16 protein-coding genes and 2 pseudogenes are annotated in these 16,713 nt (G+C 62.1%); 4 read left to right on the forward strand and 14 right to left on the reverse strand.

What is annotated here, in order from left to right; translation table 11 throughout:
* The first annotated feature begins 84 nt into the window (after window positions 1-84).
* The gene (locus tag J2J99_RS28935; RefSeq protein ID WP_168300429.1) at window positions 85-519 is read left to right on the forward strand and encodes a hypothetical protein; all 435 of its coding nucleotides are present in this window, start codon (window positions 85-87) and stop codon (window positions 517-519) included.
* Window positions 520-594: 75 nt separating this feature from the next.
* On the opposite strand, the gene J2J99_RS28940 is transcribed toward J2J99_RS28935, so the two are convergent.
* From J2J99_RS28940 to J2J99_RS28965, 6 genes and pseudogenes are all read right to left on the reverse strand, one after another.
* Window positions 595-1,077 (reverse strand): GNAT family N-acetyltransferase, encoded by a 483-nt coding sequence (locus J2J99_RS28940; RefSeq protein WP_168300428.1) that lies wholly within the window; start codon window positions 1,075-1,077, stop codon window positions 595-597.
* Entirely contained in the window at window positions 1,077-1,361 is a 285-nt protein-coding gene (locus J2J99_RS28945; RefSeq protein WP_168300488.1) for a type II toxin-antitoxin system TacA family antitoxin, read from the reverse strand. Before J2J99_RS28945 ends, J2J99_RS28940 begins: the two co-directional genes overlap by 1 nt.
* A gap of 423 nt (window positions 1,362-1,784) precedes the next feature.
* Window positions 1,785-2,288, reverse strand: coding sequence for an SRPBCC family protein (locus J2J99_RS28950; RefSeq protein WP_168300427.1), 504 nt, complete (start codon window positions 2,286-2,288; stop codon window positions 1,785-1,787).
* A complete protein-coding gene (locus J2J99_RS28955; RefSeq protein WP_168300426.1) occupies window positions 2,281-2,628 on the reverse strand; it encodes an ArsR/SmtB family transcription factor in 348 nt (115 codons plus the stop codon). Before J2J99_RS28955 ends, J2J99_RS28950 begins: the two co-directional genes overlap by 8 nt.
* Window positions 2,629-2,795: 167 nt before the next feature.
* Complete coding sequence (locus J2J99_RS28960) at window positions 2,796-3,305, reverse strand: P-loop nucleotide/nucleoside kinase family protein (protein ID WP_168300425.1); 510 nt, start codon at window positions 3,303-3,305, stop codon at window positions 2,796-2,798.
* A 283-nt stretch (window positions 3,306-3,588) separates the two neighbouring features.
* Window positions 3,589-4,069, reverse strand: a pseudogene (locus tag J2J99_RS28965) (class I SAM-dependent methyltransferase); the annotation flags it as partial.
* Window position 4,070: 1 nt separating this feature from the next.
* On the opposite strand from J2J99_RS28965, the pseudogene J2J99_RS34250 reads away from it, so the two are divergent.
* Window positions 4,071-4,187: pseudogene (locus tag J2J99_RS34250) on the forward strand (Rrf2 family transcriptional regulator); the annotation flags it as partial.
* Here the strand turns inward: J2J99_RS34250 and J2J99_RS28970 are convergent.
* The gene (locus J2J99_RS28970; protein WP_168300424.1) at window positions 4,177-5,046 is read right to left on the reverse strand and encodes an acyl-CoA dehydrogenase family protein; all 870 of its coding nucleotides are present in this window, start codon (window positions 5,044-5,046) and stop codon (window positions 4,177-4,179) included. The pseudogene J2J99_RS34250 and the gene J2J99_RS28970 overlap by 11 nt on opposite strands.
* A gap of 27 nt (window positions 5,047-5,073) precedes the next feature.
* Window positions 5,074-5,613 carry a flavin reductase family protein gene (locus J2J99_RS28975; protein ID WP_168300423.1) on the reverse strand — a complete coding sequence of 180 codons (540 nt, stop codon included), beginning with the start codon at window positions 5,611-5,613 and terminating at the stop codon, window positions 5,074-5,076.
* A gap of 140 nt (window positions 5,614-5,753) precedes the next feature.
* On the opposite strand from J2J99_RS28975, the gene J2J99_RS28980 reads away from it, so the two are divergent.
* Window positions 5,754-7,214 (forward strand): FAD/NAD(P)-binding protein, encoded by a 1,461-nt coding sequence (locus J2J99_RS28980; RefSeq protein ID WP_168300422.1) that lies wholly within the window; start codon window positions 5,754-5,756, stop codon window positions 7,212-7,214.
* A 76-nt stretch (window positions 7,215-7,290) separates the two neighbouring features.
* On the opposite strand, the gene J2J99_RS28985 is transcribed toward J2J99_RS28980, so the two are convergent.
* Window positions 7,291-7,602 (reverse strand): DUF982 domain-containing protein, encoded by a 312-nt coding sequence (locus tag J2J99_RS28985; protein ID WP_168300421.1) that lies wholly within the window; start codon window positions 7,600-7,602, stop codon window positions 7,291-7,293.
* 238 nt (window positions 7,603-7,840) lie between these two features.
* Here J2J99_RS28985 and J2J99_RS28990 point away from each other — a divergent pair, with 238 nt between their 5' ends.
* Window positions 7,841-8,203: a hypothetical protein gene (locus J2J99_RS28990; protein ID WP_168300420.1), complete on the forward strand. Its 363-nt coding sequence runs from the start codon at window positions 7,841-7,843 to the stop codon at window positions 8,201-8,203.
* A 150-nt stretch (window positions 8,204-8,353) separates the two neighbouring features.
* Here J2J99_RS28990 and J2J99_RS28995 read toward each other — a convergent pair whose 3' ends face one another.
* The 5 genes from J2J99_RS28995 to J2J99_RS29015 all read right to left on the reverse strand — a co-directional run bounded on the left by J2J99_RS28995 (window position 8,354) and on the right by J2J99_RS29015 (window position 16,704).
* Entirely contained in the window at window positions 8,354-8,713 is a 360-nt protein-coding gene (locus tag J2J99_RS28995; protein WP_168300419.1) for a hypothetical protein, read from the reverse strand.
* Between the two features lie 200 nt (window positions 8,714-8,913).
* Window positions 8,914-11,319: a protein kinase domain-containing protein gene (locus J2J99_RS29000; RefSeq protein WP_168300418.1), complete on the reverse strand. Its 2,406-nt coding sequence runs from the start codon at window positions 11,317-11,319 to the stop codon at window positions 8,914-8,916.
* 41 nt (window positions 11,320-11,360) lie between these two features.
* Complete coding sequence (locus J2J99_RS29005) at window positions 11,361-12,542, reverse strand: serpin family protein (RefSeq protein WP_168300417.1); 1,182 nt, start codon at window positions 12,540-12,542, stop codon at window positions 11,361-11,363.
* Between the two features lie 14 nt (window positions 12,543-12,556).
* The gene (locus tag J2J99_RS29010) at window positions 12,557-15,091 is read right to left on the reverse strand and encodes a trypsin-like serine protease (protein WP_168300416.1); all 2,535 of its coding nucleotides are present in this window, start codon (window positions 15,089-15,091) and stop codon (window positions 12,557-12,559) included.
* On the reverse strand, window positions 15,088-16,704 hold the full coding sequence (locus J2J99_RS29015; RefSeq protein WP_207600993.1) for a caspase family protein: 1,617 nt from the start codon (window positions 16,702-16,704) through the stop codon (window positions 15,088-15,090). The genes J2J99_RS29010 and J2J99_RS29015 overlap by 4 nt, the downstream gene beginning before the upstream one ends.
* Window positions 16,705-16,713: the final 9 nt, after the last annotated feature.

Below are 16,713 nucleotides of genomic sequence, written 5' to 3' on the forward strand. Positions count from 1 at the left end.
GCGGAGCGCCTGCAGCTCAGCGGGACTTGGCGCCTGCGGCTCAATGGCTCACGCAATTGACGCTTTTATGGGCCCTCGATCCGCATGCTCATCAGCAACAGGACACCAATGATGCGAACTTCGGCTGCAGAATTTTCCGCTCTCCTTCTTCCAATACTGGCGAGTTGCACGACGACCTCGGGTGGCATTGTCACCGAGAACAAGAGCCTTACTGCAGTCAGCGCCGAGCGGACGCGACTGGCGCAGGCCTGGCACCTCAAAGCCGATTGCTCACAAGCAAGCCGTCCGAACGTTCGAACAGTTTCTCCGCCAGCTCATGGGAAACTGGAAATCGTACCAGAAGATGTACTCGCGAACTCGAAGAAGTTTTCCAAATGCGCAACGGCGAAAACCGCCGGCGTGGTTGTTTACTACACCTCTGCAGCCGGGTACGTCGGCCCTGATAAAACAACGTTCAGGGAGTCCTACGGAGATGGCTTCGTTCGCGACGTGACTTTCGACGTCAACGTCGTCAAGTAGAGCGCGGGGGAGCGCCGGCGCGTTGGAAAGCCTATTCGTAATATTCATTGCATCAGGCGATTTTTTGGGAATTAATCAAGCCTGTCGTGCTTTCAATGATAACACCAAGGTTACGGGGTTTGCCGGCGACGCGACGAACCCATAATGCTCGTAAAAGGCCTTGGCTTCGTCGGAGATTGCGTGAACCAGAAGGCCGCGAATGCCCATGATATGCGCCGCCTGTCCGGTGCGCAAAACGGCGTCTTGCAACAGCGCAGCTCCGATGCCTTTTCCCTGCCAGCTCCGATCGATAGCAAGACGACCAAGCACTGCCATGGGAACGGGGTCCGGCATATTGCGTCGGACAGGTCCCGGCGCGTCCGCAACCGCGAGCGCCCCCGATGACAGGCAATAGTAACCGATGACACGCTTGCCCTCGCAAACCACATAGGTTCGGGACGCGCCACTGACCTGATTGGCCCGCGCGCGACGGCGCAGCCATTCATCGAGGCTATCGTGCCCGCTATCGAATAGTTGGAGATCGTGCGCTTCCCCGAGAAGCGCCGGCGGTAACAACATTACCGCTGCCAGGGTCTGGGAGCATTCATCAGCCGCTCGAAACCTTCGCCGCTCGGCGGCTGGTCGAGGACGGCCAGATAGTGTTTATAGCTGTCGTGATCGACTTGCACCAATGTCTGGTCGAGAAGCGCGTCTTCGGCGGCGCGGCGCGCGGCGTCGATCATGAAATCCGAGCGGGTTTTCCCATGAGCCTTGGCTGCACGGTCGATCAGGCCGCGAATGTCGTCGCGAACCTTCAAATTGACGGCGTGTTTGTGGGTGTCGGTCGCGTTTTTGCTGGCCATGGTCTTCTCCTTCGAGATCAGCCTATACCATAAGCGCATACACAACGTGTATCTATTTCTTGCGGCGCAGCGGTTGAAAGATGCCCGGCCCACCGGCCGCACCGCTTCGCCGTGGTTAAGCGATAAGTGCGTCCGGCGATTCTGGAGTCTTGCAGATTTGCCGAGCAAATCTGCGGGAGGGTTGGCTGAAACGGGCCGGCTGATCGACCGGCCGGCTTGGCCGTAGGGCTGGGCTACGACGCGCGCCGGCCGGTCGACCATCCGACTCCGCTTGAGCCAACAGAATGATTCAATCTAGCCCGGAAAGGCTCTAGCTCAGGCGTGGGCGAACCAAAAAGGGTCAAGCCGCGACGCTATCCTCGATGCGTATCGAACGGTCGCGAGGGCGCCTCCGCAAGGATGATGCGGGTCGAAGGCCGTCCGCTACTCGGTCAGGCTGGAAAGCAATTCGTCGAGCTGTTCCAACTGCTCCGGCAATGCGACAGCCGAGCCCTGCAGTGCTTCCTCAAGCGCCTCCCTGGACGGATAGACTTCCTGGAAAATCACAAGCGTCTTCCCGCCTTGGTCTTCGAAAGTCACGGTCGTGATCGCGCCCTCTTCGCCCTCGTCGTTGGTCCAGACGATGCGCTCGTTCGGCACCACCTCGAGATACTTGCCATAGAAGGCCATGGTGTCCGAACCGCCGGCGCCGAATTCCAGCCGATATTTACCGCCGGTGCGGACGTCCATTTCGCATGATACGAGCGAAATGCCGGGCACCGATTTCGGCACCCACCAGCGCTGGAACAGCTCGGCCTGGCTCCACGCCCTGAAAACCGTGCTCGGCGGCGCATCGAATATCCGCGTTACCAGCAGTTCGCGATCCCCTCTGCGCTCGACCGACGTGCGGTTCTGCGCGCCATCTGCGCTCTCAACTTGCTCAGTCATCGCTTCCCTCCCGTTTCATTTCGTTGATGATCTCATCCAATGCTTCGAAGCGGGCCTCGAACAGCCTGCGATGCGCCCCGATCCACTCGGCCTCCGCCTTGAGACCGCGTTTTCCAAGCCTGCAGGTTCTCACCCGTCCGACCTTCTGCGTGACGACGAGCCCCGCCCGCTCGAGAACCTGGACGTGTTTCTTCATGCCGGTCAGCGTCATCTGGAATTGATCCGCGAGACTGGTGATCGACGCGTCGCCTCGCCCAAGCTGATCGATGATCCCGCGACGGGTCGCATCGGACAGCGCCGCGAACGAGAGATCGAGGGGAGGATCTAAATACTGAACCATATGGTTCAGTGTATAACGCGCTCGCATCGAAAGCGCAAGCGTCCCGAGCTTTCCTACTGCAGACCGGTCATTCGAGGTCATGTACCGCGACGGTGGCAGCGAAAGATAATCTGGCGCCGGCCTACGACAGTGATCGAGCGCCTCGCATCTGATTCAGCTTCAGGACTTCAGGTGAGTTGAGCGAGGATATCGTCGACGACGCTTGTAATGCTGCCCGCCGTGTCGATAGTGATCCCGACGGGAAGATACTCCCGGGTGTTGTGATAACGCAGTACCAGAGCCCGCTCGGCCCGCTCGAAGCCCGGCTCATCGGGCCGCCCATCCAATCGTCGGTTCAAAGTCTCAACGTCGATGTCGAGCACGAAAACCTTATCGAACAGGTGCAGGAATTTGTGGAAATTGCGCGAGCCGCCACAGAAGAAAGTAACAGGGTGGGTGGTGTCGGCAGCAATGGCTCGGACCTTTTCGGCAGGCCAGATCCAATGCGCGTATCCCCAGGCAATGCGGTCGGCGCCTTCGGGTGGTCCCGCGAGTGCCTGGCCTGTCTCGGGGTCTCCCACATATGCCAGGACGCGGTCACCATGGACAACATGGCAGCCCCGTCGCTCCAGTTCGGAAGCGACAGACGTTTTTCCAGTGCCCGAACTGCCTTCGATCAAGTAGTTCCTGATGCCCATGAGCGCTTTTATCACGGGCTTTGATCCGGTGAGAAGAGTCTCACCGTACGGAGGATGAGCCGGCACGCCGTCGATCCATCAAGGACCGCGATCAAACAAGCAAAAGCATCCCGGGCGCTCGACATTGCGCTTCTGGATCCGTCCCAAAGCAATCAGCGGCGAGGCCGGCGAAGCGCTGCGGCAAATGGCGTGGTTCGTGACGCCGATCGACTTAGAGCGCTTCAACTCTTCACGGAAACGCAGAACTGCTCTAACCTTTTGGATTTACGCGATTCCAGGCAGGACCCCTACTAAACGGAACGGAAGTATCGAAGGGCGCGATAGCGGTATCGCTGAAGCCGGCCGCCGATGCCCTTGATTGCGCTCATCGGTAGGCGAATCCAATCGTTCTCGGCCACGCCGCGCCAGCAGACGAGAGCGACCCGTCCGCCCGGCCGGAACGCGCGGCGCATATGCGCGAACGCTCCTGTCGGATCATCGGAGAACATCATCCCGAATCGCGAGAACAAAGTATCGAATGCGCCCTCGGCCAACTCAGCGCTGCCGGCGTCGGCCACTCGGAACATGGCCGGCGTATTCTGTGGCGCAAGCGCGCCCGGTCGATCAGCGGTTCAGATATGTCCACGCCCAGCACTTGCCCCCGGGCCGACGCGGGCGGCCAGCGCCAGACTCGACGCGCCCGCGCCACAGCCGACGAGATCGACATATCTTTGCGCAAATAACCCGCGCTTCTTCGCGCGAAAGCCCTCTCGTCTGTAAACCAAACCCGCCTCATGCCAGATCCGGATATCCATGACGCGGGTTCGTGATGCGGTGGCCGCCGTTCTCGATACCATGACGCTGACGCAATTCGTGGCGTCGAACAGCCGGATCAGGATATGATCGCCGGCGAGTGGTCGCTCGAACAGCGCAAACGTGCAGTATCGAGCGCGCGGCAATATCGATTTATCTGGGCAATATCGATCGGGGGATCGTCTACCTGAATGCCGTCGATGAGCGCCGCGGCCTTGCGAATCATCCCGTCCAAGAGTTCGACCTCGATTGCAATCGAGGGATCTGTTGAGGTCAGGGTCGTGGCGCCGACTTGGCCGCGCGCGGCGGCGGCCATCAGAAATGCCATCATCACGCGTGCGAGGCACTCTGCATTTGCACCGAGGGAGAGAACGTAGTCAGGGTGGACAGTCAGATCTGGTGCGGTTTGGTTGTCGTGCGATGACACGCGCCGGTGATCGAGGATGGCGGCCAACGGTTCAGACCCTGCGCCAGACGCAACAACGGCTTTCCAGTCGGCAGTACTGATCGCGAGATCCGATCCCGCATCCTCCAGCGCGAAGGCTAGACCGGACTGCACAAGCCTCGGTGGCGCAGCATCTTGGTGACGGTAAAGTTCCAAGACATCGCCCAGTGCGACGCGTCCGTAAATCGCCTTGCGCTGCTCTGACGATCCGCTGGTCCGAACCAATTCCAGGGTAACAAGGTGCCCGAGGAGTCGCTCGGCCGCTGCGGGGCTCCAGATCGCGAACCGGCTGACAGTCTCTGCAACGATGAGGTTCGATGTATCCGCTCCGCCGAAAGCAGCGGGAATGGACATGGCGAGAAGTCCGCTTGCACGAAGGATGGAAGTCTGGTCAGGATTGCTACTTGTCATTTCTGCCAAGCGATCGAGTGCGGCCACGACGTCCGCTTCCCTCGTCAGGACAGGCGGCACGGGTCGCAGTCGATCAGCCGTCGATACCATCATGCAGGCTCTCCTCGACTCAGACAGATGTCACGTCACCGCGTGGTACTTGCCATTCTGATAAAGCAGTGAACTGCCACCACCGAGGCGTATCGAAAGCACTCGGCCGATGAGGATGACATGGCTATGTCGCTCGATCGCCTCCTCGACCTCGCAGTCGAGCGCGGCAACCGCATTTTCCAGGACTGGCGCTCCGCTGGCGAGTCTCGTCCATTCGGCCCCGACATAGCGCTCGGGTCCTCTCAAACCTCCGACGCCCGCAAACCGATTTGCTACGTCCTGATGGTCGGCACCGATCACATTCACCGCGAAATGGCGATAGCGCTCGACGACGGGCCAGGTGGAGGAGGATCTGTTGAGCGACACCAGCATGCGCGGAGGATCGACTGACAATGCCGTCGCAGACGTGACCGTTGCTCCGGAGCGTTCTGTGCCCTCACCTGCCGTGATCACACTGACACCGCCTCCCAGCGTTCTTAACGCCTGCTTCAAACCAGCCGCATCGGCTGGACGATCGGACACAGGGCGAATACGGGGCTCGCTGAACCCGCTCGCGATAAAAACGTTCATCTGACCTCTCCCGTTCAGACTGCAACTCAGCAATGAATAGCAGCCGGGGAACTCGCGCAGTAGACACGCGTTTTTAATCTCCATATATTTTATAGAAAATATGCCCAGCTCTGTCCCCGAGAACCGGAAGGAAGACTGCCATGTTGAAGATCAAGATGTCCTCACCGAGGCTGCCGGCGCACACAGCACGCCACGCTTCCCGTGTGGCGATCATCGGCGGCGGATATACCGGCGCCATCATTGCCAAGCTTCTGGTCGAGCGCGGGCCGCGAGACATCGAGGAGATTACCGTCTTCGAGCCCCGGGAACACCTCGGATGCGGCCTTGCCTATGACATCCCGAACGCCGACGTGCGCCTCAATGTCGCGGCACACAGAATGCGCGCGATCCCTGGTGCCCCCACCGCCTTCCTGGATTGGCTGCAGACGAGCGGAACGCTCACCATCGACCCTCAGGCGGTCACGCCGGAAGGAATCTTCGCCCGCCGCAGGGACTTCGGCCATTTTATGCAGGCACAACTCGCGCCTCACCTGGATAGTGGCACGATCCGTCACGTGGAACAGACCGTCCGGGCCGTCGACCGCCAAAGCGAGCAGTGGCGGGTCACCGGCTCCGGCGGAACCGTGGTACTAGCCGACATTCTGATCCTCGCTACAGGGCATCCTCCAGCTTCGAGGCCGGCCGTGATCGACAGGCTCGATCCCCTCACGGCGGCTCGCGTGACCGATGTCTTTGCCCCGAACGCGCTCGCCCGCATTGGAAAATCCGACTCGGTCCTGATCGTGGGTTCAGGCCTTACCGCTCTCGATGCGCTCACCCGCCTGGACGCCCTCGGCCACGATGGCAAGATCACGCTGCTTTCCCGATCGGGCCTGATGCCGAGACCGCATGCCGGCGGTGACTTCGCTCCGTTCGGCGACTTTCGCGGCGCCAACCTCACCTCGGCCAGAAAAATCCTGGCAACTGTGCGAGCAACAATCACAGAGGCGGAAACGCATGGCATTCCCTGGCAATGCGTTTTTGATGCGCTGCGGCAGCATGCTCAGGAACTCTGGCAAGGCCTTTCCCTGCAAGAGCGGCAAAAGTTCCTGCGGCGCCTCCGCCGCTGGTACGACGTCCACCGCTACCGCATGCCGCCACAGGCATACGCATTGCTTGAAGGAGGCCTAGACTTGGGGCAAATAACTATGGAACGGGGCCACCTCAGATCTGTCTCGCGAGATGGAGAAGATCTGCTTGCGGCGATCCAGACTCGCGAAGGCCGGGCCGAAATTCGTTGTCGTCACATCCTCTGGGCCACAGGGCCGGATTACCGAGGCTATGCTGGGCACCAAAGGTTTCTGCTGGCACTGCACTGTGAAGGCTTCATCCAGTCGGACCCTCTCAGTCTGGGCCTGGCCTGCGACACGGCGGGCCGAGCCCTCACCATCGCAGGAACCCCGAATTCCACCCTCTTCGTCGCAGGTCCTCCCACTCGCCCCGCGCTGGGCGAGCTCACGGGCGTTCCCGAGATTGCGGCCCAAGCTGCGAATATGGTGGATAGGATCATACGTTCTTGCGCACGCGGAACAAGGACCATCGTCATCAGCCAACGGGAGTGAGTGATTGGGTGAACAATGAACAAAGCTCAAGGGAGGCGGAATCCTGACATCGAACAGCGGACAGCCCCGTGAAGGCCTATGTTCGCACCATCGGCGGCAGGTCCGGTCGGCGCTCACCCATTCCCTGCGGAACGAGCGACAGAGTACGGATACCCGCCTCATCGGCCGCACGCAGAAGCACTTCGCGGAATTGTTCCGGGGCAATTTTGCCGGTGATGGCGTCGACGCAGGCTTTGACGGCAGCCATGTATTCCTCGCCGTCATCGCAAGGCCAGTCGTTCATCAGGAGACGCGCCGCATCGCCCAATGTCCACACGATCTTGCGAGATTTCGGCCCTCGCAAAGCAAACCCGACAGGCGTGAATGCTGATGATGTATTCCAGCACATTTCCCCGACACCTCAACGCACGGATACTGCAGTCCCCAGTTCAATGTACGCGCGTATTTAGAAATTTGGAATTGAAATTTTTGGGCGAACGCTGCTTAAACGGGAGATCGTGAATTGAGAAGAAAAGCGGGGGCGTTCACAGACGGATGCCCGCATTTGGCTGACGTTGCGGTGAGAATAGCTCATATGACATTGGTTAACCGGGGTCTTGATACACTGCGGTAGCGGAGACAACGCAATGGGCCAGCTCTGGGAGAAAGTCACGTATTATCGCCATCGGAGCGAGTTGGCAGCGCTTCGCCTGGCATTGCGAGTGCCGCTTCTCGCCATGCATCTGATTGGAGCAGTGGTTTTCTTCTGGTGGGGCGTTGCCGGACTATCGGTTTTGATCCCAACCCTGCTGGTATCGCAGATCTTGGGTACCCTTGGTCTCCTACTCGGAGGAATATCGGCCATTGTGCTGTTGCTTTTCGTCACACCTTGGTTCTCTGGCTGGTATTGCATTGCAGCGGGCGTCATGTTTGGCCGCACCGCAGCCGCCCGAGCCAAAGGAGAAGCGTTGGCACGCGCTATTCATGCTTATCGTGAGAAGGCGGTTTGAAGCATACGAGCGTAGCGGGGACGCTCCGCAACAGCGGTTTGCAGACCTTCCAAAGACGGTGGCTACCCTTCGCCGATTGTAGGGATGCTCAATTTTTGCCTTTAGCTGAGAACCTCAAACTAATCAGCAAGCTCTTAAGGCCAACGAAATTTATTTCGAGAAAAGAACGGCAATATGAATAATAAGAAACGCCAAAAACACTACAATAAGGAATGGTCTTCCATATAAAACCCTTGATCTGTTTGTCACAAGATCTCGATCGTCGGTTGAGTCTCCCTTATAAATCTTTCCTCCAATATTGCTGTCGATGTCAAAGTTCCAGTTATTTCTAATATAAAATAGAATTTCTCGCGCTTCCTCGATAGCCAAAAATAAGAATACCAACGACAATATTATTGTGCCGCCAACGACACCATCGGCATAGAAATATCTCTCTACTGAAAGCATATTATTCCCCTTCGACGCCGCCACCTTAATAATACCATTGGCAAATGAAAAGGCGGATAGCAAGTTTCGAGCTCCCAACCGCTCAATCGCGCCCATAAGACGAAAAATAGGTGAAGACGTGAATGGTGTTCAGTCGCTCCGACAGCCTGAAGGAGCTCTCCGAGCCTGAGATGCGCGAGCAAGGTCGATACCCCTTGTTGATACCGAACCCCAACAATCCCACGCCTATCAGCGGGACAATTCGATTCGAGGCCTCTGCTCCCTCACCTTAACTCAGCGCTGACCCGAAAAATCCCACCAGCCGAGGCATCCGAGCAGACGACGAAAGTGGAGCCCTCCTGCGCCATGAAGGCGACGTTGCCGCCGGCTTCGCAGGGGGTGGCGCTCCATTGCAGGATGATGTCGCCGTTGTCGGGCAGTTTTTCCGTCGTCAGCTTGACAGCGCTTGCCATCCATTCCGTCGCCGACGGCAGGTGGATGGGGGCGTTCAGCTGTTTCGACAGCCAGGCGGTATAGTTCTGCGCCTCGGCGAGCGGCACGTCGTCGGCGGGCTGTTCGGGATTGCCGGCATAGGCCTGGGCGGAGGCGGGGTCTGCGTTAGCGGTGTAATACTGCGCCATCTCGGCGCGGGTGACCGCTTTCGCCTGCATGCAGAAGGATTTTTCGACCTTCACGGCGCCATTGGCGACGCCGAGCATGCCGCCGAGCTCCTTCATCGACGAGGTCATCAGCCGGACATTGTCGAGCGAATAACTGCCGGCCGGGATGGTCTCGAAGGCGACATTCGGCGCAACCGGGCAGAAGCCACGCGCCGAGAGCGCTTCGAGATCGGCCAGGATCGGCTGGTAGGCTGATATGGCGAGCTTGTAGGCTTCAGCGGTATAGCGGCCGTCGGCCTCGGTGAGCTTCGGCGCGAGTGCGGCAAGTGTCGGATCTGTGGGGCCGGCGCGTGTCGTCAGCGAGGCGTGGAGATCGGTGACTTTCTGCCTCAGCGCCGTCGCCTCGTCCTTGGCCGCCATGACATCCGAGATCAGCGCGGCGAAGAGCTTGGCGGCGTCGCCGTAGTTCGAGGTCGCGGCCGGCAGCTGCCATTTCTCGGCCTTGGCCTTGGCCTCCATCATCAGGGCGCTCGCCTTGGTGACGTCGGGGCTGTCGCCGGCGCCGATGCGGGTGACGGTTTCGCGTTTTGCCGTGGCGTCCTTTTCGGCCGCTGCCAGCGCCGTCAGCCCCTTGGCGAGATCGTCGTAAGCCGTTCTCGCCGCCTCGTAATTATCGACCGCGCCATGCATCTGCTGGGCGGCGGCGCTGTCGGCGGCGGCCTTCATCTTGCTGTCGGCGTCGGCAAAACTCGGGGCCTTGTCGCCGCCGGCAGCGGCAGCGGCGGATTTGGCCTTTTCGGCGTTTTCCCTTGATATGGCGATCAGCGACTTGCCGAGGCTGATGGCCGCCTTCTGGTAGCCGGGAAGCGCCTTCTTATAGTCTTCGTCCTTGAGGGCGGCATTGGCCTCGGTCAGTGAGGCGGCGCCGGCATCATAGGAGAGCTTCGCCTCGTCGCCAGAGGGGCGTTCCGGCGCCTTGGCGGCGATGGCCTTGTCCCTGCGGCTTTCGGCCTCCTTCTTCCAGGTGCCGACATCGGCGACCAGCTTGGGATCGGGACGCAGCAGCTTCGGGATGGTGACGACGCCTACGCCGATGCAGATCAAGATCAGCGCACCGAGCATCGAGAAATGCGCGAGCGTCCATTTCTTCCGCTTCGGGGTTTCCGGCTGTTGCGGCATGCCGCCGCGCGGATCCCAGGCCATCGGCTGGATGCCCGTGGTGACGCGGCTGAATTCGCCGAGCGCATCGGCGCCCATGCGCGGCCGCTGGGCCGGGTCGCGGCTCAGCATTCTTTCGACCAGGCTGGCCAGTCCCTCGGGAAAACCGGGGATCAGCACGTCGAGGCGCGGGAAGATGTTCGACGGGTCGAGATGGATGTTCTTCCAGCTCTGCTCGCGCTGGTGCTCGTCCTCCCAGACCATGACGCTATCGAAGACGCTGGCATAGGTCTGGCGCGGCAGGAAGAGCTTGTAGGCGATCATGCCCATCGCATAGATGTCGAGTGCGGCGGAAGCGGAGAAGGTGCCGCTGGCATAGATCTCCGGCGCGCCGAATTCCGGCGCATAGGGCGGGATGATGTGCTCGCCGATCTTGGAGATCAGGTGCAGGTTGCCGATCCGGACCGAGAGGCCGGAATAATCCTCCGACACGTAGATGCACTGGTCGGTCAGCGCATTGTGGGCGTAACCCGCCCCGTGAAGCGTCGCCAGCCCTTCGAGGATGTGGCGGCCGATCTCGATGGCGCGGTCATAGGCCACCATCTCGGTTTCCTCGAGATATTGGTGCAGCGTCTTCGACGGCCGCTTCTCGACGATGTAGAAATTGTCGTCCTCAGGCGACGGCGGGATGAGGTCCTCGATTTCCACGAAGCGCCGCGCCGTCAGCGATTTGGCCTCGTTGACCGAGGTCCAGACCCGCTCGAAGCGCGCCTTGTCCAGTTTCAGCGCCACATCGGGCGCGACGATGAAGACCGAACGATCCATCCGCTTGTCCTGAGCGGGATAGACGATGAACTCGTTCTCATAGACCGGCTCGCCGATCGTGTAGCGGGCGATCAGATCACTTCTCATGCACGTGTCCCCCTGCCATTTTGTCTTCATCAAACCGCATGTCATTCACCCGCCAGAAGCGGATCGCCGATCAGGCCGGCGGCGAGAAACAGGCCGGTCTTCGTGTCCCGCAGCGCGAAGGCGAAACGGGCATCCGCGCTCACCCGCACCAGTTTCGGATCGATGCTGCGCTCGGTCACCGTGGCCGTTGCCGCCGCCGCTTCCGTGCCATTCTCATCGACCTTGATCATCGTCTTCTGCAGAACGCGCGACAAGCGGATGTTTTCCGTGGTGAACCCGGGAAAAGCCGCATCGCTCGCCTTTTCAGGCGAAAGGCCCATCGCGTGGAGTGTCGGCATCAAATCACGCCCGTCGTTGAGGGAAAAGCGGGGCAGGAAGATTTCGCCCTTGGCGGGTTCGAATTTGTCGCCCTGAAGCCAGGAGGCGAGGGTTTTGAGATCGGCGCCGCCGACGCCCTTTTCCGAGCGCGCGGCGATCACCACCATGCGGTAGGTTTCACCTGCATAGGCGAGGTCGACGGCTGCGAAACGATCGTCGACACGGAATTTCTGGCCGTCGCCGGCAAGATGCATCATCGGCACCGAGACCGTCGAGCCGTCCGGCCGCCGGAACGGGGCTGCCGGGCTCTCCGCCTCAAAGGCGGTTTTCCAGCGGGCCTTGAAGGAGATCGCCCCGAGGCTGATGAAGCCGCCGCCGGGCGGGGTTTCCAGGATCGCCGGGATGGCGTCGCGCGTCGCCTGCCTGACCCAGCCGTTAATGTGCTCGACGGATTGCTGTTGATCGAGATCCTCGATCGAGGGCTTGATGCGGTGGCCGGCCAGCATGGGAAGGGCATCGGGGACGAGCGCCAGCTTGTCGTCGAAGACGATCGCAACGCCTGAGGCCAGCGGCGCATCCGCCGCCGGCGGCGTCTTCGGGTTCATTTCGTCGAGCACCTTCTCCGGCCCCTTGACCGAATCGCCGAAACCCAGCCCCCGGGCGATGGCCGCCTTGCCCGCATCCGAGGCGCCGAGGCTGGCGACGCCGAGCGCGGCGGCAAGGCTTGCCGGTGACACCATGATGTTGGCCGCCCCCTCCTTCGCCAGCGTGCGGTCGATCAGGTCGACGGCAAGCCCGGCCTGGGCGGCAAGGACGGCCCTGGTGTCAGAGGCATCGCCCGCATGGGCGGGCGCCAGCGCCATCAGGGAAGCGGCAAGGCCCGCCAGCAGAATGGATTTCGACATCACTCGCTCCCCTTTCAGCGGATGCGATAGAATTTGGAATCAAACGACCATTTGCCCTGGACGCCTGTCTCGTCGTCGCTGACGATCCTGAGGCTTCGGGCGAGGTCGTAGACATAATTGAAGGCGGCGCGCTGGCCGACGAGCGGTGTCGGCACGTCAGGCAGGTCGAGCACTTCGATCGGCTTGTCGCTGAGGATGGCGACGACCATGCCGACGCCGGCCGGCCCCTCCACCACATATTCGAAGCCGATGTAGGGATTGCGGGCATCGGGCACGACCACCGGCCGGGCCGGATCGAGCCGATTGTCGCCGCCCTTTGCCGTCGGCTTCAGGCCCATCGAGCGTTTGTTCGGATAGAGCTGCGTCAGCTTGCCGGCGGCGTCGATATCGACGAGGATCAGGTAGCCTGATTTCTTGGTGGAGACGCGCATCGCCACCTTGTCGCCGATGCTGACCGAGGTGCCGGGCAGCACGTCGACGGCCACACCCGCCTCATTGTCGGTCTTCAAGGTGTTCTCGACGGCGGCGACCGGCGTCTTCGCCTCCTCGCCGGTGACGACGTCGCGGCCGAGCGCATCCGGCAGGCCGTAGAATTGCGGCACCGGCGTGAAGCGGCAGTCCCCGGAATGGGCCCGGCAATATTCGTCCGATTTGCGCCTGACATAATCGAGCAGGGCGGCGTTGCTGACCTCAGGCTTGTCGGCAGCGCGCGCCACCCCTTCCTGCACGCCTTCGATGAAGCGGCGGGTGAAGACGCCGAGCGGCGGTTTGGCCTCGGTATCGACCAGCGCCCATTGGCCTGCATTGACCGCCGACCAGACCATCGCCGTTTCGCCGCCGAAGGAGAATTTCGCCTCCTTGCCGGAGCGGTTCGGCGGCTGCAGCGACGCCAAAGCCGGGCCGAGGCAGCGCACCGTGCCGCCGGCGGGTGCGGCCACGGCGCTGCGGCTGCCGGGGCCGACATGGCAGGCGTCGATCAGCAGCGTGACGCGGCGGTCCTTGAGGCTGTTCAGCCGGGCGGCGATCTCGGTCTCGCGGATCTGGTTGGTGACGGTCACCTTGCCGCCGTCGCGCAGCAGCTTGGCATCGGCGGCGACCAGCGTCGGGCTCGTCGTCGCCTCGGCGCCCATTTCCTCGGAGCCCTGGCCGCTGAAATAGAGGAAGACGCGGCTGCCGGCCTGAGACTGGCGCACCAGCCAGTCGTCGATCTCGGCAAGGATCGCGGCGCGGGTGGCCTTGCGATCGGTGAGCGTATGGATCTGTTCGGGACGGTAGCCGACCGTCTTGACGAGGAAGAGCTGCATCGCCTTCACATCGTCGACCGAGCCGGTCAGCTTCGCCTCGCGCATCTCATAATCGTCGATGCCGATCAGAAGCGCGCGGTCGCCGGGAGAACGCACTGCCATCGGCAGCTCGGCGGCCGGCGCCTGAACCTCCGGCTGGCTGCCTTCGGGCGAAGGGGGTGCTGGAGTTTCCGTCGTTTCCGCAGGCGCCTTCGTGGCGTCGGGCGGCGTCGTAATCGCAAGGTTGGCCTCGATCTGTGCAGCCGGCGTCTGCTTCTGCGTGGGCTCGCTTGCAGCAGGCCGGCGCTTGGTGTCGATCGCCGCCACCTGGTCGCCGGCGGAAGCGCCTGAGGTATCGGGCGCGTTCGGCACGTCGCCATCGGTCTTCTCGGCAATCCAATCGCGGAAGGCGGCGACGCGGGTGTAGACGCCGTAATGTTCGGCCTCGGCGCAGCCGGCGCCCCAGCTGACGATCCCGAGCTGGATCCAGCGCTTGTCGGGGCGCTGCGCGACCAGCGGCCCGCCGCTGTCCCCCTGGCAGGCATCCTTGCCGCCCTCGGCATAACCGGCGCAGACATTGCGCTCGTCGATCGGGTTCATGCGCATCGAGCTCTCGCGATAGGCGGCGCGGCAATCCTCGCGCGAGACGAGCGGCAGCTCGACCTCCTGCAGTTCGGTCGGCAGGTATTTGTCATCCCAGCCGTGATCGGCCTTGGTGTAGCCCCAGCCGGTGACGACGGCGGTGTGGCCAGGGGCTTCCACGGCCTCGTCCGCGGCGGAGGCGAGGATTGCCGGTCTTGAGACGGCGGGTTCGGCAAGCTTGATGAGGGCGATGTCGTTGGCGAAGACCTTGCGCTCGAAATCCTCGTGGATGATCACGTCCTCGACGGACAGCCCGGGCTTGTCAGGCCCGTCGACCGAGATCACCTTGTCGATCTTCTGCTTTCCCTCGACGATCAGGAGGTCGCGGGCGAAGAGATCCTGCTTGCCGGAACGGCCGCTGGTGACGCAATGGGCGGCGGTCAGGATCCAGCGCGGCGAAATCAGCGAGCCGCCGCAATGACCGCCGAAGCGGCCGCGCTGCTCGGGATCGGGCGCCAGGATCTTCACCTGCCAGGGCCATTCGCCTTTTTTCGCCGCCTGGCCGCCGATCACCCGCCCGCCATCCTCGCCGGCAAAATCGGTATCCTGCTGCGCAAGCGCCGGTGCGGCCAGAAGCAGAAGGACGGCCGCAATGTTGAGGACCCTGCTGATCGACGTGCTCATAGCCTGGCTCCGGCGGAGGTATAGAGGACCGTAAATCCGACGCGTGCGCCCTCGGGCAGAAGTTCGCCGAGGTGTCTGGCGATGTTGCCGGCGGTGCGCCGCCTGTCGTTCTGTTTCAGGAATTCGACCAGACCAGGCATCGGCTGATCGGAGGTGACGGCGACGAGCAGGTCGGTGCCGAAGGGGGCGACGACGGAAAGATCGAGATCGAAGGTCGCGGACATCTCGGCATCGGCTTCCCTGTCGCCGGGATAGAGGAACTGCACGGTGCCGTCGCCGGTGACATCGAACAATACGAGCTTGCGCCCGGCAAGATCGGACAACGTGACGCCGACGCGCTCGCCGTCGCGATGGACCTTGTCGGAGGGGGTCACCCGCACGCTCTGCGGGTTGGTCTCCGACAGCCGCTTCAGCGTGTCGAGTGCGGCCATCCGGTCGACGACGAAGGGCATGTCACCGGCGCCGACTTCGGAGGCGACGACATCGCCGCCGGCGATCGCCTCGCGCTTTTGCGGATCGAAGACGAGTTCGGCATGGGCGCCGTCCGTCAGCTTGAACGGCGTGACGGCGGGAGCGATAGCCTCCAGCACCGGCTCCGAACCGAGGGCGGCAAGGGTGATCGGGGCGGGTTCGGGCGGCGGGGGCGGCACATTCGATTTCTGCCCATCCGCCGGTCCGGCTTTGTCATAGGCATAGACGACGGCGCGGTCGAGATCCGCCCCAGGCGGGCTTTGCGTGAAGATGTTCTGCCGCTGGTCGGTGAACTGATAGACCGATTGGCGCACATATTCGAACAGTTCGCGGCGGGTCACAGTGCCGTCGGCGTTGCGGTCGGCGGCGCCCTCGAACGCACGGGCGGTGGCATAGCTCAGCGCCCCGCGCTTCTGAGCTATGCCGGGAATCGATATTTCGGGCGATTTGGTATGGTCGTCGACGGCGGCAAGAAAGGTCAGCCGCTTGTAATCGAAGCCGGTGGAGAGCGCATCTGATGTGGTCGAAATCGGCGCGAGATCATCCTCCTCGATCGTATAGGAGGGCGCCTGGCGCCAGGTGATCTCGGCGCCGCGCGGATCGACGTCGCGGGTCATGCCGCCGGCATGGCAGGTGTCGGCGATGAACAGGACCTCGGCGCCTTTTTGCTCCAGCTGGTGGATCAGCACCTTGAATTCGTCGCCGAAGATGCGCTCGCGCGATCCCGGCAGCCTCGTATCGAAGCCGGCCAGCACATAGACCTCGTCGCGGCCGCTGGGTTTGGAGCCCTTGACGCGCTCCGGCTCGCTCGATCCATGGCCGGCGATGCCGAGCACGACGAGATCGCCCTCGCCTGCCCTTTGCGTGACGGCGCCGATCGCATCGAAGATGCCCTGGCGGTCGGCCGCGCCATTCTTCAAGAGCGTCATGTCCTCGACCCCGAGCGAGCGCAGCGACAGGGAAAGATCCTCGGCATCGGCGACGGCGCCGTGCAGCGGCGGGACGTTGCGATAGAGATCGATGCCGATCAGAACGGCTCTGACCGTGCCGCGCTCGGGAGCTTCGATCGTTCTGGCGAGGCTGTTCGTGCCCGCCAGAACAAGAAGGGCGAGTGCGGCGGCCATGGGAGCGAATGTGGACATGGCCGGTTT

The sequence above is a fragment of the Rhizobium binae genome (assembly GCF_017357225.1).
In the GTDB taxonomy this organism is placed as follows: Bacteria; Pseudomonadota; Alphaproteobacteria; order Rhizobiales; family Rhizobiaceae; genus Rhizobium; species Rhizobium binae.